Annotated in this window: 22 protein-coding genes; 12 read left to right on the plus strand and 10 right to left on the minus strand. The window is 56.4% G+C overall.

Annotated features, from left to right (window positions below; translation table 11 throughout):
- Positions 1-9: 9 nt before the first annotated feature.
- Genes FS819_RS24470 through FS819_RS24480 form a run of 3 tightly spaced genes read right to left on the minus strand, consistent with a single transcriptional unit; the run spans position 10 to position 2,934 of the window.
- Entirely contained in the window at positions 10-837 is an 828-nt protein-coding gene (locus FS819_RS24470) for a carbohydrate ABC transporter permease (protein ID WP_156550101.1), read from the minus strand.
- Positions 837-1,757 carry a carbohydrate ABC transporter permease gene (locus FS819_RS24475; RefSeq protein WP_156550103.1) on the minus strand — a complete coding sequence of 307 codons (921 nt, stop codon included), beginning with the start codon at positions 1,755-1,757 and terminating at the stop codon, positions 837-839. The genes FS819_RS24470 and FS819_RS24475 overlap by 1 nt, the downstream gene beginning before the upstream one ends.
- Positions 1,741-2,934 (minus strand): ABC transporter ATP-binding protein, encoded by a 1,194-nt coding sequence (locus FS819_RS24480; protein ID WP_156550227.1) that lies wholly within the window; start codon positions 2,932-2,934, stop codon positions 1,741-1,743. Before FS819_RS24480 ends, FS819_RS24475 begins: the two co-directional genes overlap by 17 nt.
- A 329-nt stretch (positions 2,935-3,263) precedes the next feature.
- On the opposite strand from FS819_RS24480, the gene FS819_RS24485 reads away from it, so the two are divergent.
- A complete protein-coding gene (locus tag FS819_RS24485; RefSeq protein ID WP_234624812.1) occupies positions 3,264-3,929 on the plus strand; it encodes a TetR/AcrR family transcriptional regulator in 666 nt (221 codons plus the stop codon).
- Between the two features lie 236 nt (positions 3,930-4,165).
- Positions 4,166-4,984 carry an alpha/beta fold hydrolase gene (locus tag FS819_RS24490; protein WP_156550105.1) on the plus strand — a complete coding sequence of 273 codons (819 nt, stop codon included), beginning with the start codon at positions 4,166-4,168 and terminating at the stop codon, positions 4,982-4,984.
- Positions 4,985-5,056: 72 nt separating this feature from the next.
- Here the strand turns inward: FS819_RS24490 and FS819_RS24495 are convergent, their stop codons facing one another.
- Genes FS819_RS24495 through FS819_RS24520 form a run of 6 tightly spaced genes read right to left on the minus strand, consistent with a single transcriptional unit; the run spans position 5,057 to position 11,001 of the window.
- A complete protein-coding gene (locus tag FS819_RS24495) occupies positions 5,057-5,719 on the minus strand; it encodes a flavin reductase family protein (protein ID WP_197434156.1) in 663 nt (220 codons plus the stop codon).
- A gap of 1 nt (position 5,720) precedes the next feature.
- Positions 5,721-7,145, minus strand: coding sequence for a Xaa-Pro peptidase family protein (locus FS819_RS24500; protein WP_156550107.1), 1,425 nt, complete (start codon positions 7,143-7,145; stop codon positions 5,721-5,723).
- A gap of 28 nt (positions 7,146-7,173) precedes the next feature.
- The gene (locus tag FS819_RS24505; protein ID WP_156550108.1) at positions 7,174-7,995 is read right to left on the minus strand and encodes an ABC transporter permease; all 822 of its coding nucleotides are present in this window, start codon (positions 7,993-7,995) and stop codon (positions 7,174-7,176) included.
- Positions 7,988-8,815 (minus strand): ABC transporter permease, encoded by an 828-nt coding sequence (locus tag FS819_RS24510; RefSeq protein WP_156550110.1) that lies wholly within the window; start codon positions 8,813-8,815, stop codon positions 7,988-7,990. The genes FS819_RS24505 and FS819_RS24510 overlap by 8 nt, the downstream gene beginning before the upstream one ends.
- A gap of 9 nt (positions 8,816-8,824) precedes the next feature.
- Positions 8,825-9,865 (minus strand): extracellular solute-binding protein, encoded by a 1,041-nt coding sequence (locus tag FS819_RS24515; RefSeq protein WP_156550230.1) that lies wholly within the window; start codon positions 9,863-9,865, stop codon positions 8,825-8,827.
- Between the two features lie 20 nt (positions 9,866-9,885).
- Positions 9,886-11,001 carry an ABC transporter ATP-binding protein gene (locus FS819_RS24520; RefSeq protein ID WP_156550231.1) on the minus strand — a complete coding sequence of 372 codons (1,116 nt, stop codon included), beginning with the start codon at positions 10,999-11,001 and terminating at the stop codon, positions 9,886-9,888.
- Between the two features lie 628 nt (positions 11,002-11,629).
- On the opposite strand from FS819_RS24520, the gene FS819_RS24525 reads away from it, so the two are divergent.
- The 4 genes from FS819_RS24525 to FS819_RS24540 all read left to right on the plus strand — a co-directional run bounded on the left by FS819_RS24525 (position 11,630) and on the right by FS819_RS24540 (position 15,682).
- Complete coding sequence (locus FS819_RS24525) at positions 11,630-12,562, plus strand: ABC transporter substrate-binding protein (protein ID WP_156550112.1); 933 nt, start codon at positions 11,630-11,632, stop codon at positions 12,560-12,562.
- A gap of 3 nt (positions 12,563-12,565) precedes the next feature.
- Positions 12,566-13,438 carry an amino acid ABC transporter permease gene (locus FS819_RS24530; protein WP_156550114.1) on the plus strand — a complete coding sequence of 291 codons (873 nt, stop codon included), beginning with the start codon at positions 12,566-12,568 and terminating at the stop codon, positions 13,436-13,438.
- A 78-nt stretch (positions 13,439-13,516) separates the two neighbouring features.
- A complete protein-coding gene (locus FS819_RS24535) occupies positions 13,517-14,647 on the plus strand; it encodes a sugar phosphate isomerase/epimerase family protein (RefSeq protein ID WP_156550116.1) in 1,131 nt (376 codons plus the stop codon).
- A gap of 282 nt (positions 14,648-14,929) precedes the next feature.
- On the plus strand, positions 14,930-15,682 hold the full coding sequence (locus FS819_RS24540; protein WP_156550118.1) for a GntR family transcriptional regulator: 753 nt from the start codon (positions 14,930-14,932) through the stop codon (positions 15,680-15,682).
- A gap of 582 nt (positions 15,683-16,264) precedes the next feature.
- Here the strand turns inward: FS819_RS24540 and nikR are convergent.
- Positions 16,265-16,663 carry a nickel-responsive transcriptional regulator NikR gene (gene nikR / locus FS819_RS24545; RefSeq protein ID WP_156534359.1) on the minus strand — a complete coding sequence of 133 codons (399 nt, stop codon included), beginning with the start codon at positions 16,661-16,663 and terminating at the stop codon, positions 16,265-16,267.
- A 148-nt stretch (positions 16,664-16,811) separates the two neighbouring features.
- On the opposite strand from nikR, the gene nikA reads away from it, so the two are divergent.
- From nikA to FS819_RS24575, 6 genes are all read left to right on the plus strand, one after another.
- Positions 16,812-18,392 carry a nickel ABC transporter substrate-binding protein gene (gene nikA / locus FS819_RS24550; RefSeq protein WP_156550120.1) on the plus strand — a complete coding sequence of 527 codons (1,581 nt, stop codon included), beginning with the start codon at positions 16,812-16,814 and terminating at the stop codon, positions 18,390-18,392.
- A gap of 3 nt (positions 18,393-18,395) precedes the next feature.
- Entirely contained in the window at positions 18,396-19,340 is a 945-nt protein-coding gene (nikB, locus tag FS819_RS24555) for a nickel ABC transporter permease subunit NikB (protein WP_156534363.1), read from the plus strand.
- Positions 19,341-19,399: 59 nt separating this feature from the next.
- Positions 19,400-20,212, plus strand: coding sequence for a nickel ABC transporter permease subunit NikC (gene nikC / locus FS819_RS24560; protein WP_498724743.1), 813 nt, complete (start codon positions 19,400-19,402; stop codon positions 20,210-20,212).
- On the plus strand, positions 20,209-20,997 hold the full coding sequence (locus FS819_RS24565; RefSeq protein ID WP_156550125.1) for a nickel import ATP-binding protein NikD: 789 nt from the start codon (positions 20,209-20,211) through the stop codon (positions 20,995-20,997). The genes nikC and FS819_RS24565 overlap by 4 nt, the downstream gene beginning before the upstream one ends.
- Complete coding sequence (nikE, locus tag FS819_RS24570) at positions 20,994-21,788, plus strand: nickel import ATP-binding protein NikE (RefSeq protein WP_156550126.1); 795 nt, start codon at positions 20,994-20,996, stop codon at positions 21,786-21,788. The genes FS819_RS24565 and nikE overlap by 4 nt, the downstream gene beginning before the upstream one ends.
- Before the next feature lie 171 nt (positions 21,789-21,959).
- Complete coding sequence (locus FS819_RS24575) at positions 21,960-22,355, plus strand: hypothetical protein (protein ID WP_156550129.1); 396 nt, start codon at positions 21,960-21,962, stop codon at positions 22,353-22,355.
- Positions 22,356-22,451: the final 96 nt, after the last annotated feature.

Consider the following 22,451-nt stretch of genomic DNA (forward strand, 5'->3'; position numbering starts at 1 on the left):
AGGTCCGTATCATTTGACGCCGGTCATCGTAACGCCCTGTACGAACCCGCGCTGTGCGGCGAGAAACAACAGGATCAGCGGTGCGGTGATCAGGGTCGCGCAGGCCATTAAAGGCCCGAAGCTGTCTCCGCCTTCCTGGCTCCGAAAGAACAGGAGGCCGAGCGTTGGCGGTGACAGATCGATGGATCTGATCACGATCATTGGCCAATAGAGATCGTTCCAATGAAAGGTGATCGAGAAGATCGCGAAGGCGGCAATGGCAGGTTTCATCGCTGGCAGAATGATGCGGACGACAATTTCTATCTCGCTCATCCCATCCAGCCGTGCGGCCAGGAGAATCTCGTCTGGGAACGAGCGAATGAACTGATAGAACATGAAGATCGCAAAGCCCGAGGTCAGATAGGGCAGCATCACGCCCGCATAGGTATCCAGAAGCCCGAACTTGGCGAGCACCATGAAGATCGGCAGAGCGGTTGCCTGGGCGGGAACGGAGAGGCTGATCAGAACAATTGCGAAAAGCACGTGCTGGCCGCGAAACTTGAACTTCGCCAGCGCATAGGCACAGGTCACCGTGGTCAGGATCTGAAACAGGAGAATGCCGCCGGTCATGATGACACCGTTCAGCATGAACCGTGGCAAGGGAGAGTCGAACAGCGCCCGCGTGTAGTTCTCTGATATTGATGTCAGGATCGGCGGCGTATCATTGAGGCTGCCGAATATCTCCCCGGGAGCCTGTGTTGACGCCCGCCACATCCAGAAGAACGGATAGACCATGAGAAAGGCACCGCCCAGCAGAACGGCATGGGACAGGAAGGCGCGAAGCGTGGAGCGAGCCATCAAAAATGCGCCTTTCTGTTGCTCAAGCCGACATGGACAATCGAAAATGTCCCGATCAACAGCAGATAGACGACCGTCAGTGCGCTGCCATAACCGGCTTTCATGCCCGTGAACGTATCCGTGTTGATCTTGTGCAGCAGCATCTCGGTGGCGCCATAGGGACCACCATTGGTCAGAACCGCCACGGTGTCGAAGACCTGAAAAGCCTGGATGCAGCTCAAAACGACAACCACGATGGTCGTGGGTGCCAGAAGCGGCCATGTCATGTAACGCAGACGGTCCCAAAAGCTGTCCATTCCATCAAGGGCGGACGCCTCCTTCAGTTCGCTTGAAATGACCGTGAGCCCCGCCAGAAACAGGATCAGGTTGAAGCCGAAGAGATGCCAGATACCGATGATGGCAAGGCCGATCAGCGCAAGCGTGCCATCGGCGAAAAAATCGAGAGCCGGTAAGCCCAGTGCTTCCAACAGGCTGGCCAGAGGCCCGATATGGCCATTGAGCAGATAGCTCCAGACGATCGACATGGCCGTCAGCGTGGAAGTGACCGGCAGAAAGTAGACGATTTCGTAGAAACGTCGCGAACGGCGGCGACCATCGAGGAGCACGGCAACACACAGCGCGCCGAACACCGATACGGGTACGACAATTGCCGTATAAAGTGCGCTGTTTTGCAAGGCCGCCCAGAAGAACGGGTCATTGATCATTCTGACATAGTTGCCGAGGCCGACAAAATTCAAGGTGAGCCGACCGAGACGGTAATCGGTCAAGCTGATCAGGACCACGACAAAGATCGGCGCAACTACCGTTGCGACCAGCAGCAGGAAGGCAGGAGCCGCGAAGGCGCCCGCAACGACGGCATAACTGAAGCGCTTCGACGCGACCGTAGACGAATGAGAGTGCAGATCAGACAGAGACATCATAACATGCCTCCTCCACCGGAGCTGGCAAAGGAAGCGGCACTGGAACACGACGACCGCTTTGATCAAAGATGAGTGCGGCATCGGAGGCGATCCGCAGCGCAATCCTTTCGCTGATCTTGCGACCCGTCGCCAGTCGCGCAAAACTCTCAGGTCGCAGTTGCACACGCACGGTCCCCGCACCGATCTCAGTGCCGTCGCAGCGGATGCCGACATCGTTGCCCGCGAACTCTACCTGGTCGACCCGCAGTGAAAAATCGGCGGGGCCATTTTCGATCGGATACAGTCGCTCCGGCCTGATCGCCAGTTGGTAATACCCATCTGCTATGCCCGGCAATGTCAGATGCAATGGCCGACCGTTGATTGATACCGCTCCCTTGCTGATCGTCACCGGCATCTCATTGATCGCCGTTGTGCCGACAAACCGTGCGACGGAAAGATAGTCTGGCCGGTCATAAATCTCTGCCGGTGCTCCACACTGCTTGATCTCTCCGCCTTCCATAATTGCAATCCGATCTGACATCGTCATCGCCTCGGTCTGGTCGTGGGTGACGTAAATGAAGGTGATGCCAGTCCGGCGGTGCAGGTCGACGATCTCATCGCGCAACTGTTGGCGCAATTTCGCATCCAGGTTCGAGAGCGGCTCGTCCATCAGAAAGACATCGGGATGCCGGACCATTGCGCGACCGACCGCCACACGTTGTCTCTGGCCGCCGGACAGCTGTGAAGGCTTGCGATCCATCAGCGTTTCGAGACCAAGCTGCCTTGCAGTCTTGCCGACATCTGTCTCGATATCCTTGCGGATACCGCGAACCCTTGATGACAGAAGCGAGGCACCCGGCAGACGCTGGCTGAACGACAAACGCGCCATTTCGAGCGGCATGGCCAGATTCGCACGGACCGTCATATGCGGATAGAGCGCATAGTTCTGGAAAACCATGGCAATGCCGCGTCGCTTCGGTGGCAGCGAGGACACGTCACGTCCTGCGATCATGATATGCCCGTCTGTGGAAGGTTCGAAACCAGCCAGCAGCCGCAACAACGTCGATTTTCCGCACCCGGACGGGCCAAGCAGCGTCAGGAATTCACCCTCACGGACGTGAAGGTTGATTCGCTTTAGAACCTGCACGTGCTCAAAGCGCTTTTCCAGGTCTACGATATCAATGGAATGACCGACCATATTCTTCACTGTTTTTCCAGGATCACATCGTCAAAATTACGCGGGTCGAAACACAACGGTGTTTCAGCCAGTGCCCTCAGTCAATTCGCCCCTTGCTTTAAGAGGGTTTTTTAACGCCCCGATGACAAATTCTTTCAAATAAATTATTTTTATCCATATTTTTTATAGAGATAGGTTGCATAAATAACGAATTGGTTACTTTGCCAATCACTCTAAGCTGTTGACGCAGGCCGTAAAAACGCCTTATCGAACATCAGCAATGGCCGGGCCGAAATCGCCGTTTGAATCTAGGCTAAGGCAAGGACGCAGTTCTTCAAGTGAGGGTCATCGTGACGGAAGAAAAGCAGAAGCAGCCTCGGCGCCGCCATCCGCGCAGGCCAGATTTGTCTCAAAACCGAATTCTGGAGGCTGCCGCTGTCGAGTTTGCGGCAAATGGTCTGACTGGCACCCGGGTTGAAGCCATTGCTGAACGGGCAGAGATCAACAAGCGAATGATCTACCAGTATTTCGGTAATAAGGAGTTGCTCTATCAGGCGGTGATCGAGAAGGTCTATCGCGATGTCTGGGACGCCGAGGCAGCGTTGAATCTCGAGCAGCTACCCCCGCGCGACGCGCTGATCGCCCTGGTCACGTTCGTCTGGACATATTATCTTGAACACCCGGAATTCATTACCATCCTGAACTCCGAGAACCAGTTGAAAGCCATCCACTTCAAAAAGTCCCGCGCCATCCGGGAAGGTGCTGCCAGCTCCCGGCCACTCGTTGATGACATCCTGCGGCGTGGTGAGGCGGATGGCACCTTTCGTCTTGGAATTGATCCGATCCAACTGAGCCTGACGATCACCTCGATCTGCTACTACTATTTCACCAACCAAGCCACCAGTTCAATCGTCTACGGGCAGCGAATGATGACGCGGGCAGCTTTGGAAAGACGCCTCGCTTTCAACATTCAGACGGTCCTAGCCATTGTAAGCCCTGATCGGAGCGCGCTGTAACCAACCCGGTGACGCAGTCGCTAACCGGCACCGCGTGTGCAGCCGGCAAACCGGCGGGCTGCGAGGCAAAATCGAGCCAGATCATTTCCGCGTGTCGTTGAATCGCCGAAATGCTCCAGGTCTTTGTTTTACGCATTTGCAAACGAAACCGCTTCACACTTTTCCTGGAAATGCTCTTGAGATGGAACAGGAACCTCCTCGTGGCGTTTGCCTGCCATCATCAAAGGAGGTTCAGGATGGCTTTTATCGAAGCGAAAGATGGTACAAAATTGCACGTAAAAGACATGGGGAAAGGCCGCCCGGTGGTGCTTATCCATGGATGGCCCTTGACCGGCGATATGTTCGAATATCAGACACTTGCTCTTCTGGAGGCGGGCTTTCGCGTCATCACTTACGACCGACGTGGATTTGGTCAGTCGGGACATCCAGCCGATGGCTACAATTACGACACGTTTGCCGATGACCTCGCCAGCGTGATCGATAGCCTGGATGTTCGGGATGTGTCGCTCGTCGGCTTTTCCATGGGTGGCGGCGAGATCGCCCGCTACCTGTCACGACACGGGGCTTCAAAGGTCTCCAAGGCGGTACTGGTGGCCTCCGTGGTGCCATATCTTCTCAAGGATGAAAGCAATCCTGAGGGTGTCGACGCCAGCGTATTTGAGGGTATGAAGAAGGATATTCGCGAAGACCGGTTTGCGTTTCTTCAGAGCTTTGCCAAGACCTTTTACGGCGTCGGCCTGGTCACCAGTCCGGTGAGCCAGGGCGTATTGGATTGGTCATTCATTCTCGGTATCATGGCCAGCCCCAAAGCGACAATTGATTGCGTCGATGCATTTGGTAAGACCGATTTCAGGCCAGATCTTGCCGCGTTCACCATTCCCACACTGGTCATCCATGGCACGGCAGACAAGACCGTGCCTATTGACCCTGCAGGTCGAGCAGCGGCCAATGGGATCGCAGGTGCCAAACTTATCGAATACGAAGGCGAGCCCCACGGCCTGTTTGCCGCAGCTCCAGACCGGCTCAATCGAGATCTGATCGAGTTCCTTGGATAATTCGTTTTCGGTGCGCCTTGTGAAACCATGAGGCGCACCAAACCGTCCTCCCCGCAGAGCCGTCTGTGCCGCTTATTCTGTTGTCAGCGTCTCGCCAATCTTCCGGCTTTCCCATTCTTGAGGCGTCAGCGTTTTGATATCGAACTGGTCACGGGTGCGGGCATAGGTGTGTCCTCCCATACGGCCGACGGCATCCATAAGCTGCTGGTCGATATGCAGGTTGGAAGGATTGACGGCATCGCTGCGGACGAACACGCCGATGACTTCGCCGAGAATGATCTCGCGGGCCGGGCCGACCTGAAGCGTTGTGTGGCGGCGGCATTCCAGAGCTGCAGGAGCGGCCAGAATACGGGGGCTGCGCACCATCTGACCGGGAACGGTCGCAAGACCCGCCTCTTCCATCTCGTCGACCTCGGGGCCGAACTTGATGGCGCAAACTTCCATCTGGTCAACCAGCGCATTATCGCAGATATGGACTGTGAATTCACCGGTCTCACGGATATTGCGGGCGGTGTCCTTGAAGCGCATGTCCGAATAGTTCTCGACACCTATTGCGACGATTGCCGGATCGTGGGTTAGTACGTTGAAGAAGCTGAACGGACCAGCATTCGGCTGGCCATCTTTGCTCACAGTCGTCACCAGCGCAATCGGGCGCGGGATCACGGTTCCGATCAGGAGTTTGTAACGCTCTCGCTCGTTGAGCTTGGCGAAATCGAAATGGGTATGGTCGGTCATATCAGGCCTCGGCAGCAATGCGGTGCGTTTCAAGCGGAGTGTGGCGGGAGAGGTTCTCGAACCCATCCTTGGTGACAACATACATGTCACCGATGTTACAGCCAGCAGACATTGGCTCAAGCCATTGCGTGTGCAGCACGAATACCATGCCCTCTTCCATCCGGTCATGATTGTGCGAGGATATGTTGAAGCTGTTCTGCCCGCCGGCCATGCCAACGGAATGACCGAGATTAGGGTTATGCGGGCCATGGGTTGCCGGGTAGACATGCATCAAGGTGCGGCCTTGCGCCTCCCAGTCGATATTCTTCACGTATTGGCGCGGGATCAGCCGCGCACTGCCATCCTCCATCGGCGCCCAGTTGTAAGGCATGGTGCGCGCTTCAGGCGAAGACAGCATGCCGCGCTCGATCATCGGCTCGAAGGCTGCATTGTTGACATCGCGCATCAGCGCGCCCGGGCGGATCAGCTTTTCCGCCCGCTTCACACCGTCTGTGCAGGCGGCCAGCACCTCTTCCTGCCGCTTGGTGATGTCGCCAACGGCAATCATACGGGCGGTTTGGGCCGTGTAGCCGCGATAGGTGATGTTGGAAACATAGAGATTGATGAGATCACCCTTTCGCACGACATGGCCATAGGGCTTGCCGCAATGGGTGCCGAACTCGTTGATGCCGATCTGGTAGCCGTCACCGCTCTCTCCGCCGAAGGAAAGCTGTGCTTGCGAGAAGGCGGCATAGATCTCATGGTCTGTCACGCCGGGTTTAGCCAAATGATAGGCCGCCTGCGTGGCGATGCTGACAAGCTGGGCAGCAGCTCGGAACATCTCGATTTCGCGCGGCGAGCGCACTTTCTGCATCCGGTCGAGAATGGCATTGTCAGCGACGAACTTGGCTTTGGGCATCAACTCGTCCAGAGCGGCCCAGAAGGTCAGCGAAGTGCGATCACCAATGCGGCCCACCTGCCCTCTCGCCAAGCCCATGCCTGCCAACAGTTCGGCGCATTTCTCAGCCGTCTTGATCACCGAATCTCCTGGACGATCGGCATATTCGCGGCCGATCGGACCAATCTGCCAGATATCTTCCACCAGCACCGGTTCGCCACCCGGCGGTAGAAGCACGGATTGGGTGAAGAAGGATAAAAGCACCATAGGCCTATCGACATCCGTAGGGATAATCAGCACGCCCTCACGCATCCAGTCGCAGATATAGCGAAGATAGTGATTGGAGGTATGGAACCAGCCAACGCCACCGGTATGGACGACAAGCGCATCATGGCCAGCTTCGACAGCCTGGCGGCGAATGCGCCGCAGACGATCCTCGAACTCTTCGACGGGCAAAGGCAAAGGGGCCGCAAAATCGAAATCCGGCTGGAAATCGGCAAGCAGTGATCCGATGCGATAGGTGCCTGACGTGTTAGCATGTATGGTCATTGGGTATTCCTTCCAGATATATTTTCGGTCAGGCTTGACGGGATGGCGCCAGCACCCGCCTTGCAACCAGCATCACCACGAGCGTCAGCCCGATCAGGATTCCTGACATTGCGGCCACCCGGACATCGAGCGACTCCTCGATCAATGCAAACATGCGAAGCGGCAGCACGGTCGTTTGCGCGTCGGCAAGGAAAAGCGAGACGGAGACGTTGTCGAGGGACTGGATGAAGACGAGGAAGGCGCCAGCCAGAATGCCTGGTGTCAGCAGCGGCAGGATCACGCGCCGGAGCGTCGTGTACCAGGTTGCACCCATCACGGTTGAGGCCTCGGCCAGCGACGGATTGATCCCTTGCGCGACAACGGAAGCGGCGCGGTACATCAGTGGCCCGAAGACGACGACATGGCCGACGACGGTGAGCCAGAGCGAAGGCTGGAAGCCGACGAAATTCGCCACGATCAGCGCCGCCAGACCATACACCAGGCTTGGCAGGACGAGCGGGGCCAACAGAAACGGCTCCAGCGCATTGACCGTGCTACGGCGCATCCGTGCCATGCCAATGGTGGCAGGCACGGCAAACAGCAGCGATCCGAGCACCGCGAGGCCTGCAATCTTCAGTGAATTGCCAGCTGCGATGTGTTCTGTTCCTGAGCGAACGGGATCAATCAGCGCCTCATACCAGCGCAGAGAAAAACCCTCCGGCGGATATTTGAGCGTCTGGCCCGAGGTGAACGACATGGTGATCGCAATGACAATGGGCGCCACCAGATAGATCAGGCTGAGACTGCCGAAGCCGAAAACAAATGCCTTGTAGAGAAGGGTCGGGATCGGGTTTTCGCGATGATTATGCATGGCCGACAAGCCTCCTGTGACGTGAAATCATGGTCATGGTGACAAGAAGGATGCCGGTCGACAGAAGGAGGACAACGGCGATGGCAGAGGCCATCGGCCAATCAAACAGCGTGCCCACTTCTCGATAGATCAACTGCGGCACATAGACGTTTCGCGCACCACCGATGACAGCCTGGGTGACGAAGGACGCACTGGTACTGGCAAACACAAGGATCCAACCCGCCAGCAGGCCGGGTAGCATCATTGGCAGGAGAACCGTCACGAAGATACGCCATGGACCCGCGCCTGACACCTGCGCCGCCTCGGTGAACTGCAACGGCGTGCGCGAGAGAATGGCAATCAAAGGCAAGATGATCAAAGGCAGGTCGATCTGACACATGGCCATGACGAGACCGAGTTCGGTGGACAGCAGCGTGAACGGGCGGTCCGCGAGCCCAAGCGCCATAAATGCCTCGCTAATCGGTCCCTGTCGCCCAAGAATGACGATCCAGGCAAAGGTCCGAACCACATTGCTGGTCAGCATCGGAATAAGTGTCAGAAAGATGATAACCTGTCGCGCGGTCTTGCCACTGTGCCAATAGAAAAGCGCGATCGGAACACCGAGCAGGGTCGTGCTGGCAATGGTCTGGAGACCGAGCGTGGCGGTGTTGACCAGAACACGGTAGTTAAATGCATCGCCAAAAAACCGTGCGTAATTGTGGAGAGAGAGGCCGTCGGGGCCGATGAAGCTGAATCCGACGAGAACGGCGAGCGGCGTCGCAAAGAACGCCACCGACAGCAGAAGCATCGGGACAATGTATGGGAAACCGCTCGCTTTCATTGTGAACCCTCAACCGGCGACGAGAGCATCGAACTGGCGGATCCATTCCGCACGGTTCTTGTTGATCGCCGCCCAGTCCGGATAGACCAGCGTTGCCAACTGTTCGCGCTTCACATAGGCCTCGATGCCCGGTGTAAGAGCGACCTCCTTATTGGTCGGGAACATCTCGGTCGGTGGCAGTTTCAGCTTGTCCTGAGCGGCCTTTGAGATGGCGGCGTCCATATAGGCATAGGCTGCATCAATGTTTTTCGCGCCCTTGGTCAGATGGATGTTGACGGGAGCCGCCGGAGAGCCGGTTTCCGGTTGCACGAACTCGGCTTTGAGGCCCATGGACTTGAGGCGCGCAACATTGCCGGTCGAGCACATGAAGACGGCGATTTCGCCCTGCTGGAACAATGTCATCTGGTGGTTTGTGCTGGCGACGACGCCCTTGATCTGCTCGGGATTGTCCTTGAACAGTTTGAACACGGCGTCCATGTCAGTCGGACCTTTGCCAAAAATCCTGGCGATTTCGGTATAGGCCATCACGCCGGTGTTGGAGGCGAAACCGGTCCAGGATACCAGGCCCTTATAAGCCGGGTTTTCGAACAGGTCGCGATAGCCTTTCGGAGCTGGCACCAGATCCGGGTTATAAGCGATACCATTGACTTCGACCGTCACGGTCGGACCGTACTCGCCCTGGAATGCCGGATCGAGCATGCTCCAGTTCTTGAGCCTTGACGGATCGATCTTCTGAATGAGGTCGTTGTCGATGGCGACGGCCATTTGGCCGGGCGACATCAGCAGGGTGTCGTAAGGCGGGTTGCCGGGGCTTGCCATCACCTTGGCAAGCTGGTCCTGCGCCAAGGCGGGAGCGACCGTCAGGTCGAAACCGGCGTCCTTGACGAGCGGCGTCAGCACGGAGCGGTAGCCGTCCTCCCAGTTTCCGGGGAAGGTCGCGGCGACAGCTGTGCCACCAGCAGCGCGGGCAGCAAAGGGCAGCGTGGCGGCCACAGCCGCACCGGCGGCGAGCAGTCCGAAATGGCGTCTTGTGATATTGAAGTTTTGCATCTGTTCACCTCTGTTGTTGTTCATTGACTGGATGCTTCCGGTTCGCTCGGAAAGGCGTGACACCTGGCGGTGTCGATCTCGGCAAAGAGGCGGGCTCCCGGCTCTGGAATGAAGGTGGAAGGGCTGCGGACCTGCGACGCGCGAAGGCCTGTCCCATCGTCAAGAAGAAGATCGTGAACCAGCGTCGGCCCAAGTGGCACGGATACGGTCACCCTGGCCGGCAAGGCAAAGTCACTCGGGCTGGCAGACAGGCGGACATCCTCGGGGCGGAAGGTCATTGTCACCTTGGAACCGATCGTAAAATTCAGCCGACGCGGCAGAACAATGGCCTTGCCGTTCACCAGAGCGATGCTGGTTGCCTCTGCATCCAGCCGCTCCACCGTCCCATGCAGCATATTGGCTTGGCCAATGAAGGTGTTGACGAACAATGTCTTCGGGCGGTCATAAACGGCCATTGGCGTGTCGATCTGCTCGACATTGCCCTTGTTCATCAGCACGAGCCGACCGGCGAGGCTCTGGGCTTCTTCCTGGTCATGCGTAACGATCAGCGTCGTGATCCCGAGCGTCTTTTGCAAATGCAGAAGCTCGACCTGCAGATCGAAACGAAGCGCCCGGTCGAGCGCCCCGAACGGTTCATCGAGCAGCAGAAGCGAGGGCCGTCCGGCAATGGCGCGGGCAACCGCGACACGCTGTTGCTGTCCGCCGGAAAGTTCGCGTGGCAGCCGGTTGCCATAGCTCTTCAACTGCACGAGTGAGAGCATTTCCTCCACCCTTTCCCTGCGCTTTGCGCGCGGAACCTGCTGGCAGGCCAGTGGGTAGGCGATGTTCTCGGCCACAGTCAGATGCGGAAACAGGGCGTAATTCTGGAACACCATGCCGATGCCGCGGGAGCGGGCCGAAACATTGGCAAGGTCATGGCCGCCTAGCTTGATAACCCCGCTCTTCGGCTGGATCAGCCCCGCGATGGCACGCAGGACGGTCGATTTGCCACAGCCGCTTGGCCCGAGAAGAGCGACGATCTCGCCAGCCTCTATCTCAAACGAGATGTCGCTGATCACGTTCTGCCCGCCATAGCTGTGGGTCAGACCGCGAATGCTGAGATGCTTGCCCTCTGCGGCCTTCGAGGTCTCTGCCATGAATGTCCCCTTCAGTTGCGCCGTGTCGTCAAAGCGCTCAAGGCTTTGAGGCACAAGGCAGAGATTTGGTCGGTCGACGATGTTGCCTACGGTGTCGGTCATGGCAACGACAGCAGCAATCCGCATGCCAATTGACGATCCTCAATCAACAAAACTTACTAAGCTACAGATTTTTAAAAGATATTTTTGCATTTTATAGATTCGTATATTTTCAATAATTTTCAGCCGAAAATATTTTCGGATTTAAAAAATGTGCAATTTTTGCCGACTTCGCTTATGCATTGAGCAAAATCTAGGCGTAGCTCTAGGAGCTTACTAAAGGATTTCTGGGTCAGTTCGCCATAGATCACCCTCCATTCATTCTGGATAACCGACAAAATACCCCGTTTAAACAGCAGTTTAGATGATCAGTCGCCAATCCACGCATCGATATCGACGTATGAGATGATTTTTTAGCCGATACGTTTACGAATCTTTGTGCGAATATTTTTTCGGAAAAATTTCAAATCGTGACGCGAGAAATAAGATTTTAAAAACAATGTCTTGAAAAGACATCGATCAAGCTGGCACGCTGATTGCTTGGAGGTTTGCGTCAATTCACGCCGATAAAAAGTTAAACGGGGATCACATGCGCAGCTTCACGAAAAGTCTCAAAGACAGCCTGGCCGGCATCGCATTCGCTTTGCTCGCAACCTCGACACTTGCTGCAGAAGGGACCGCCATTAAGATGGTGCCCGATGCGGAAGTCGCGAAACTGCCTGGTATCGCGTTCGACCAGACCCTGGCAGACCGCCTGCCGCCTGCCATCAAGGACAAGAAAGCCATCAAGGTGGCAACCGACCTGACGCCCCCGATCAGCTTCCAGGCGGAGGATGGAAAACTCATCGGGATCGATGCTGATATTGCCGCAGCCCTCGGCGTTATTCTCGGGATCGATGTTCAAATGACCAATGTCGGCGCTGGCGCCGCAATCGTACCGGCTGTCCTGTCCAAGCGTTTCGACATGACGATTTCCGGCATCAACGACGATGTAGAACTGGAAAAACAGGTCGATGTCATCGACTACATGTTTGATGCCACGACGATCATGACCATCAAGGGCAATCCACTCGGCATCAAGAGCATGGAAGATCTGTGCGGCAAAAAGGTTGCCGTCCCTGTCGGTACGTTCCAGGCGCGTCTGGTTGAGGTCGCATCGGCAAAATGCTCGACACCTATCAATATCATGTCGATTCCGAAAATGCCTGACGTCCTGCAAGCTGTTCGCACCGGCCGCGCCGACGCGACCGTTAACGGTTATGCGACAAGCGTTTATACGACGAAAAACCAGACCGGTAAGGGTGTTGGCCTTCAGGCGCTTCCGGATGTCCGCCTCGCAGTCGGTTATCTCGGCATGCTGACATCGAAGGACAATCCAGACCTGCGTGACGCGGTCATCGCCTCATTGCAACACATGGTCGACAGCGGTGCCTACAAGGCGATCATGGAGAAATGGGGCCTTGGCCCGCTCGCCGTGACGACCGTCAAATTCAATGACGCCGCCAGCATGCCGGTGAACTGAGCCATGTCGCTTTTGGCTCAACCTGTCAGCATGGCTATCGCACCTCCGATCGGCAAGCCGATACGGTGGGGGCAGATTACATCAGGCACCAGCGCGATTCTTGCGCTGGCGCTCCTCATCACCATTGTCGCGCGAAACCAGAGCGTTCAATGGGGCGAAATACCCCATTACATGGTCGATCCAGTCATCCTCAGCGGCGTTGTTCTGACCTTGCAACTGACAGCCGGCGCAATGGTGTTCGGTATCGCGTTCGGCTGCATCGTTGCCGTCATGGCAACAAGCCAGAATATCGTTTTGAAAGCCCTGGCCATCGCCTTCGTCTGGTGGTTCCGTGGCGTTCCGCTCATTGTTCAGATCTTCTTCTGGTTCAACATTGCGTTGTTCATTCCGGAAGTGGGCATCGGCAGCTACTCCATATCGATCAACGCGCTCGTCACTCCGGCACTTGCCGGGTTCCTGGCGCTGGGCCTGCATGAAGCCGCCAATATGAGCGAGATCATTCGCGGCGGATTGACCGCCGTCGACCGGGGCCAGCGGGAGGCAGCCTCATCACTCGGCTTGCGACCACTTCAGACCCTTCGCGCCGTGGTTCTGCCCCAGGCGATCCGTCTGATCGTACCGCCGACCGGCAACCAGGCGATTGGCATGTTGAAGGCCAGCGCCATTGTCTCCGTCATCGGCATGCAGGATTTGCTGACCCAGGCGCAGGCCATCTACGCGCGCAACTTCCTTGTCATCGAGCTCCTGTGTGTTGCGTCGCTCTGGTACCTCCTCATCACAACCATCGCTTCGATCGGCCAGTATTTTCTGGAAAAGCACCTCGCACCGAAAGGCCGGAACGCCGGTGCACAGAAAGATCAGCCGCGACGCGGCTGACCCACCGGTCGCTCAACCACCAATCAAACGGAAACGCCTTTGCAGCGCATCCGATCAGGAAACATCACGGAGAAGAGCATGAGATTAGGAATTGACGGACAAAAACTGCCCGAAGCCAAGAAGCGTGGGCCGCTCAAAAGCCTTGATCACGTCAGGGAGCTCGGTCTTGGCGGCATCTTCTTCAGCACGGTCCTTGATATGAGTGAGACGCTGGACCAGGGCGAACTGCGCGACATCAGGGCCAAAGCCGATGAGCTTGGCCTTTACCTCGAAGCCGGTATTGGCAAGATTAACCCCTATTGCAGTGCGGAAGCCCCGGAATTCCGGGCAATCGGCGATGGCGACGTCATCCTCGGCTTTATCAGGATGATCGAAGCGAGCGCAGCAATTGGCTGTCGCGAACTCTGGGTGTCGCCGGGAAATTTCAAATCAGAATATCGCGGGCGGTTGGCCAATGACCGCTTCCGGACCGATGTCACCTGGGACGAGCAATTGACCGCCATTGAAAAAGTGCTGCAGAAGCTGGCGCCCGTGGCGCGCGCCAATGGTGTTCACCTCAACATGGAAACCCATGACGAGATCACCTCCTTCGAAATCCTCCGGCTGATCGAAGAGGTCGGTGAAGATTGCATGGGTGTCGTCTTCGACACGGCGAACGGTTTGCAACGGGCAGAACATCCGGTCTTCGCCGCAAAACGTGTGGCTCCCTATGTTCGCCAGACCCACATCAAAGATGCTTATGTCGGCCATGCCACAGGGGGCCTCGATTTCCAGACCCGTCCGGTCGGCCGGGGCATTGTCGATTTCGCCACGATCATCCCCATCCTTGCCAAGGCCAATCCCGAACTGAACCTTTCCCTTGAAGTCGCCGCCTCCGTCGAGGACAAGCCGCGCAAGGCCAATCCTCGCCAGTGCATCGAGATCAACGACCCGATCTGGCGCGCTGGCCATCCGGACCTGACAGCCGAAGAACTGGAGGCCTATCTGGCACTAGTGGATGCGTTCGAGAAACGTGTCGCCGCCGGAGAGATCCCGGACTGGGAGACCTATGAGGCCAACCAATATGGCTATCCGAGCTATCAGCATCAGTCCTACGGCTTCCATGAGGCGATCACGTTTATCAAAACCTCGGCGCGCCATATCGAAGAGGTCTGCATGCAAAACAGCATTCCGCTTTCAACGCCATCGACAAAGCAGCACGCGGCTTGACATCGAATACCAAGGGTCATTGAAAATGGCGCTTGGCATAAGAGGCTGAGCGCCGGTCGCTTCTGATGCCGGCGCATCTTAAAATGCTGGGAAGATCTAGATTTTGGTATTACAGCGCCGTGCGTTTTATAAAACGCACAAAGGACGCTGTAATACTTTAAATCTAATGCATAATTTTCTCCTTAAATCGATTCCGATTTAAGGAATTATGCAGTAAGCGCATATACGCAGGAATATTATCATGGACATAATTACGTCGCTTGATTGGAGCTGGAGAGGGAAATGAAGAAGGTGACGCGCCGCCAAAGCGCCAAGGTCGCACCGAAAGCTGGTGGTGCGGCGGATACGGGCGAAAACGCCAATGATGACGTGACTGAGCGCATTCGGATCACGCTTGCCACGGCGATTGGTGAAGGTGCGCTCAAGCCAGGCGTCAAGATCCTTGAGGATGCGATTGCCGACCATTTCGGGGTCAGCCGGACAGTCGTGCGTGGCGCGCTCGGCGTCCTGGAGAGCGACCATCTCCTGGAGCGCAAGAAAAACCGTGGCACATTCGTCGCTGAGCCTGGCATCGAAGAAGCAAAGGCCTTGTTCGAGGCAAGACGCAAGCTAGAACATGTCATTCTCGAGCTCGTCATGGACCGCGCGACCGTTGACCAGTTGGATGCTCTTGAAAAGCTGACGGATGAGGAGGAGCATATCCATCACCATGGTGACGAGAAGTCGAAGACCGTGCTATCGGGCAAGTTCCATGTCGTTCTGGCTGAACTTGGCGGCAACGCAGTCATGACGGAGATGCTGTCGAAGATTGTTGCGCGCTTATCTCTTGTTATGTCTCTCTATGAGGAAGAGCGGAAGGACGATTGCGGCGCCGATCACCACCGCCTGATCGTCAGCGCCATAAAAGCGAAGGACCTGGCAAAGGCGCAGCAGCTAATGGATCACCACCTCGCAGATATCGAAGGCCGCGTTCGGCTCACGGAGGGACAGGGCGATCGGCATACGTTCCTGGCCGTACTGGAGAACTTTTCCTGATGAACCGGCTTGAAGGCAACAGAAGCTGAGGCATGCTAATCTCCACAGCGTTATGAGTGGTCCGTTAAAGTGAATGACTTGCCAGCTTTTCATGGCCACCTGCAGGTCGAAAACGGAATGAAAGGTCCAGCCGATGCCTTGCCAGGCGCGAACCTTCGGCTGCTTATGAGGCGCGTAGCTGTCGCGAATGACGTGAACAGCCCATCGAGAATATTGAGAGCGGCACACAAGGTTGCCGCGACGTGGCGTTTGTCGTCATGCCTCATTGTGCTGCCACGTGGTAGACTCGGCTGCGTCCGGTCAAAGGTAAGCGGCAAGTTGACCGCATCTGGCGTTGGTAGTGCGGGCTTACGTATTGCGGACAGACGAGTCACAAACTGTGCGCTTCTATGTCTACGTTAATGGACCTCGACGTCATCGCCGACATGAGCAGACTGAACGGGGATTACACTGGGCATTAAGAGCGCACTCTTTGCGAGGCACGATGCGGGAGCGGAGAACTGGACGACCATCGCCTCGGGACTTCTGGGCCTGAAAAACCTAATGTGACAACACCGGCTCGGCCATGTCCCCATTCGATGCTTATGCCGGGATAATTTTCAGCTCACCATAGGTGACAGAGCGTTCTGCCATCACATGATCGGCAAAATGGCGCACCTCTTCGGTTTTGCCGCGCAAAACGCTGATCTCAAGACAGCGGTGCTGATCCAGATGCACATGCATGCTGGCCACAGAGAGATCATGGTGATCATGAAAGGTCGTGGTCAGGCGGCTGGCCAAATCTCTGGCTTCATGGTCATACACATAGCTCAAAACACCAGCACATTGGGCAATATGCCCCTCCTCGATTGAGGCCTGTTTCAACCCGGCCCGCGCCAGATCGCGCAAGGCTTCAGAGCGATTCTGATAGCCTTTTGCCTGAATCATCCGGTCCAGCTCAGTCATGAGGTCGTCGTCAATGGTGATGGTAATGCGCTGCATGATTGTTCCCGACGTTGATGCTGATGTATGGTGTATCACCTTTTTTATCCGCTTCCAGCCTTTGTCCCGATAGACGGTTGACCTGACAAAGACAGTATGATGTATCAGAAAAAACATCTTACTTCGTGATTGCTCAGCAGGACCTTCCATGATCAAAACTTGCTTTCGCCATGCGGCACTGGCGCTGACGCTCGCCTTTTGCAGCCCTCTTACCAATGCGCAGGCGGGCGAGACGTTGAATTTTTCATGGCCCATGAATGTCGGCCCGCTCAATCCCCATCTCTATTCACCCAATCAGATGTTTGCGCAAAACATGGTGTATGAGCCACTGGTGCGTTATCAGGCCGATGGCACCGTTAAGCCATGGCTGGCGCAATCGTGGGAGATTTCGAACGAGGGGCGGACCTATACGTTTCAATTGCGCGACGGTGTGCGCTTTTCAAACGGTGAAGCCTTTGATGCAGCAGCGGTAAAAGCCAATATTGATGCGGTGCTGGCCAACCGCTCCCGTCATGCATGGCTGGAATTGGCCAATGAAATCGAAAGCGCTGATATTGTTGATCCGCTGCATGTGCGCATCACGCTGAAACACGCCTATTATCCTTTGCTTCAGGAATTGTCCCTGCCCCGGCCCTTTCGGTTTATTGCCCCTTCGCAGTTCAAGCAGGGCGGCACAAAGGATGGCATTGCCCAGCCAATTGGCACTGGCCCATGGGTTTTGCAAGAAACCCGCTTGGGCGAGAAAGACGTGTTTGTCCGCAATGACCGCTATTGGGGTGGCAAGCCTGCCTTCGACAGTGTGACCGTCAAGGTGATCCCAGACCCCAACAGCCGCGCCATTGCGTTTGAGACCGGCGATATTGATCTGATCTATGGGGCCGATGGGCCGATCTCTCCCGATACGTTTGAGCGTTTCCGCAAAATGGGAACCTATACAACACAGCTGTCGCAGCCTCTGGAAACCTTGGTGCTGGCCATCAACACCAATCTTGGTGCCACAAAAGATGTTGCAGTGCGCAAGGCCATCAACCATGCGGTGGACAAGGACAAGATGATTGCCACGGTGCTCTATGGCACCCAGCAACGCGCTGACACTCTTTTTGCCCCCAATGTGCCTTACGCCAATATTGGCCTCAAACCCTACCAGTTTGATCGATCCGTTGCGGAAAAGCTGCTGGAGGATGCTGGCTGGAAGCGCCTTGAGCCGAAAGGTGTTCGGCAGAAGGATGGCAAGCCGCTGTCCATCGAATTATGCTTTATCGGCACAGACGCCATCAGCAAATCCATGGCAGAGATTGTGCAGGCTGATCTTGGTAAGGTGGGAATTCAGGTTATCCTGACCGGAGAGGAAGAAAGCAGCATTTTGTCGCGTCAGCGCGATGGCCGCTTTGGCATGATTTTCAACCGCACCTGGGGGCCTCCTTACGATCCCCACGCCTTTGTCAGTTCCATGCGCATTCCCTCCCATGCCGATTATCAGGCGCAGCTTGGCCTGCCGGACAAGGCGAAGATTGATCAGGACATCGGCGACGTGCTGATCTCCACGGATGAACACATCCGGCAGGATCTGTATCGGGATATTCTGACCCGATTGCATGATGAAGCCGTCTATCTGCCGCTCACCTATGTCACCGCCATTGCCGTTGCCAAAAAAGAGCTTGGCCCCATTCCGTTTGGGGCGATGTCGAGCGAGATTCCGTTCGATCAGATCAAGCCAAAAGCGAACTGATCCATGGGCGCTTTTATTCTGCGGCGCATTTTGCTGCTGATCCCGATGCTGCTTGGCGCATCACTGGTGATATTTCTCATGCTGCGGCTTGGGCCAAGCGATCCGGCCATGGATTACTTACGCCTGTCCAAAGTGCCGCCAACGCCTTTGGCGCTGGCAGATGCCCGGCAGATGCTTGGCCTCGACCGCCCCATTGCCACTCAATATTTCGATTGGTTGGGCCATGCCTTCCGGTTGGATTTTGGCGTATCCTATGCCACGCAAAGGCCGGTTTTGCCGGACTTGCTCTACTACCTTCCGGCAACGCTGCAACTGGCTGGGCTGGCGCTGATCCTGACCTTTGCCATTTCCATCCCCATGGGTGTCTGGGCATCGCGCCACCGTAACAAGCTGCCCGATCATATCGTGCGGCTTGTGTCATTCCTTGGCGTGTCCATGCCCAATTTTTGGCTGGGTTTTCTGCTGGTGCTGGTGTTTTCCGTGCAGCTCGGCTGGCTTCCCGCCATGGGTCGCGGCGGCTTTGCCCATATGATCATGCCGGCCATTGCCATTGCCTTCATGTCCCTGTCCATCAATGCCCGGCTGTTGCGCGCCAGCATGCTGGAGGCTGCGGGACAGCGCCATGTGCTCTATGCCCGGCTGCGTGGTCTTTCCAGACAGCGGGTTGAACGGGGCCATATCCTCAGAAACGCGCTTTTGCCGATCATCACCGCCACGGGCATGCATATCGGTGAACTGCTTGGCGGCACGCTGGTGATTGAAAGCATTTTTGGCTGGCCCGGCGTTGGCCGCTATGCCGTTTCTGCCATCCTCAACCGGGATTATCCCGTCATTCAGTGTTTTACCTTGTTGATGGTGGGCATTTTTGTGACCTGTAATCTCCTTGTCGATATTGCCTATGCATGGGCAGACCCCCGGATCAGGCTGTCAGCGGGGCAAGTCGAATGACGAAAGCCTCAGCATTGCCCTCAGCCACGCGCCCGGCAGGCTTTTGGCGCTCCTCATCGCTGGGCGTCAAAGCCTGTGGTGTCATCGTTGTGCTACTGGTGTTGGCCACGATTGCTGGGCCATGGATTTCGCCGCATGATCCGAATTTTGTCGAATTATCGGAGCGGCTTCAGCCGCCAGACCTGAACCATTGGCTTGGAACTGATCACTTGGGCCGCGATATTTTCTCGCGTCTGGTTGCGGGTGCCCGCGTCTCGCTGGGGTCTGTCGCCATTGCGCTTGGCCTGATCATGATCACCGGCATTGTGCTTGGGGGGACCGCAGGTGTTATCGGCGGGCGCACCGATCAGCTGATCATGCGCATTGCCGATGTGTTTTTGACCTTTCCAACACTGGTGCTGGCGCTGTTTATGGTTGGAATGCTGGGCACGGGGCTTACCAATGTCATCCTCGCCATCGCTCTTTCCCACTGGGCCTGGTATGCCCGGATTGTGCGCGGAATTGTGCTGTCCCTGCGCCATCGGGAGTTTCTGCTGGCGGCGCGCATGAGCGGTGCGGGACCGATCAGAACCTTCATAGATCACCTGCTTCCCGCAACCCTGTCTCAGCTGGTGGTGCTGGCGACCTTGGACATCGGCCATATCATGCTGCATGTCTCTGGCCTGTCTTTTCTGGGATTGGGCGTGACCGCACCCACGGCGGAATGGGGCGTGATGATCAACGATGCCCGCCAATATGTCTGGACAGCGCCGTCGCTGATCCTGTGGCCGGGCTTAACGCTGTTTATCAGCGTCATGGCCTTCAACATTCTGGGCGATGCCCTGCGCGACAGGCTCGATCCCCATTTGCGTATGGAGCATGGGCACGAATGATCCAGACCCTTTCCATCCAGAAGCTGACGGTTTACCCATCACATTCCAATAGCCATCCCGCCCTTGTCGATCATCTCTCACTTGAGCTCAAACGTGGCCGCATTCTTGCGCTGGTTGGTGCCAGTGGTTCGGGAAAATCCCTGACCTGTTCGGCAAGCCTTGGCGTGGCACCTGCGGGTGTCACGGTTACCAGTGGCACTCTGGCGCTGGATGGGCAGCCCGCCTTGCCCACCGAGCTGCGTGGCAAGACGGTGGCCACCATTTTGCAAAACCCGCGCAGCGCTTTTAATCCGGTGCGAACCATGCGCCATCATGTGATTGAGACACTGAAAGCCACGGGTCGGTTGCCACCAGACAATGATCTGCAACAGGCTTTGGCCTTTATGCACGACGTCGGGCTTGAAGAGCCGCAGCGCATTCTGGAGATGCATGCTTTTGAGATGAGCGGCGGCATGCTGCAACGGATGATGATTGCCCTTGCCCTCATGTCCGGCGCACCCTTTCTGTTTGCCGATGAGCCAACCACGGACCTTGACCTGATTGTGCAGATGCAGGTGCTGGATTTGATTGAGCGCGTGGCCAGACAACAGGGCTTGGGCGTTTTGCTCGTCACCCATGATATGGGCGTGGTGGCGCGTTTGGCGGATGATGTGGCGGTGATTGATCATGGCAAGCTGGTTGAAACGGGCAGCGTCATGGACATTTTCCATGCGCCCAACCATCCGGTGACACGCATGTTGGTGCAGGCGCACCTCTCCCTCTACGGTCTGGAGCTGGCGCAATGACTCTGCTGCAAGCAAAACATCTGATCAAACATTATCAGCACTACTCGCTGCTTGGCGCAAGCCGCGCCCGAACGGTTGTGGATGATGTCTCGCTTTCCATTGCGAACGGCGAAACCGTCGCCCTTCTCGGTCGCAGCGGCTGCGGCAAAAGCACGCTGGCCAGATTACTGGCGGGTCTGGAACAGCCAGACAAGGGGGAGATCTGTTTTAACGGCACAGCCCTTGGCAAGCTCGCAAAAGCAGAGAAAGCCGCATTTCGACGCAGTGTTCAAATGGTGTTTCAAGATTCCCCCAGCGCCGTTAACCCCCGTTTTGACATTCGCGCCATTATTGATGAGCCGCTGCGCCACCTCACCAACCTCAATGACGCAGACCGCGAGCACCGCCTGCGCGAGGTGCTTGATATGGTGGAGCTTCCCCTTGCCATTGCCTCGAAATTACCGGGACAGGTCAGTGGCGGCCAGCTGCAACGCGTCTGCATTGCCCGCGCCCTCGCCTGCTTACCCAAACTGATCATTCTGGACGAGGCCGTGTCCAACCTCGATCTTCATCTCCAGACCTCGGCCTTGTCTCTGTTAAAAGACTTGCAGGACAAAACCGGGATTGCCTATCTGTTTGTCACCCATGATCTGCGCTTGGTCGAGCGGTTTGCATCACGGGTGCTGATCATGGATGCAGGCCGCATTGTCGAGGAAACCGCAACCGGGGCGCTGGCCCATGTCTGCCACCCGGCCTCCCTGCTGCTGAAGTCGGCCATTCTGCCAGCCTATCCGCGCCAACTGCATAATTGACAAGGACATCCGCTTGTCAAAACGTTCCGAACTGCGCAGACAAACCGGGTACGCTTTTTCCATCAAAAAATAACAACAGAACAACCTATAGAAATCCTGACGCGGCACAAAATGCCGCATTGCGAACGTTTGGAAGAACGCCTAATCGTAATCTGAAGGGGATCAATCTGTATGGCGGCAACCGTGTCAGACATGGCGAAAATGGTGCGCATCATTTGCGCCATTGCCCTGTTGTGCGTCGGATTTGCCCATAAGATACCCGTCATCGAATCGGCAATTCCGCTTTCAGAAGTTGCATCATATACCCTGCCCGACGGGACCCTCCCGGTTCTTTGCCTACCAAGCCAGCATGACGACGGAAAACATCCTAGCCATGATCTCGGCACAGGTTGCGAAGCCTGCCGGATAACGGCGTCCATTGTCTTGCCGACCCCTACCGATTCAATTGGCCAAGCAATCGTCGTTGCAACAGAAATTCATATTCCGATCCGTCGTGAAGCCTTTTACCGTCAGCTGTTTCCTCCCAACGCAAGCCCACGTGGCCCCCCGACCGGCACCATTGCCTGAAACCACTGCTGCATTTCACAGCAGCCCTTCAGTCAGCGCCGGTTGAACGTTCCAAACTCTGGGATGTGACGACCGGCGTAGCGCCGGACACACGTC

The sequence above is a fragment of the Allorhizobium sp. Av2 genome, from assembly GCF_021462805.2.
Classification (GTDB): domain Bacteria; phylum Pseudomonadota; class Alphaproteobacteria; order Rhizobiales; family Rhizobiaceae; genus Allorhizobium; species Allorhizobium vitis_G.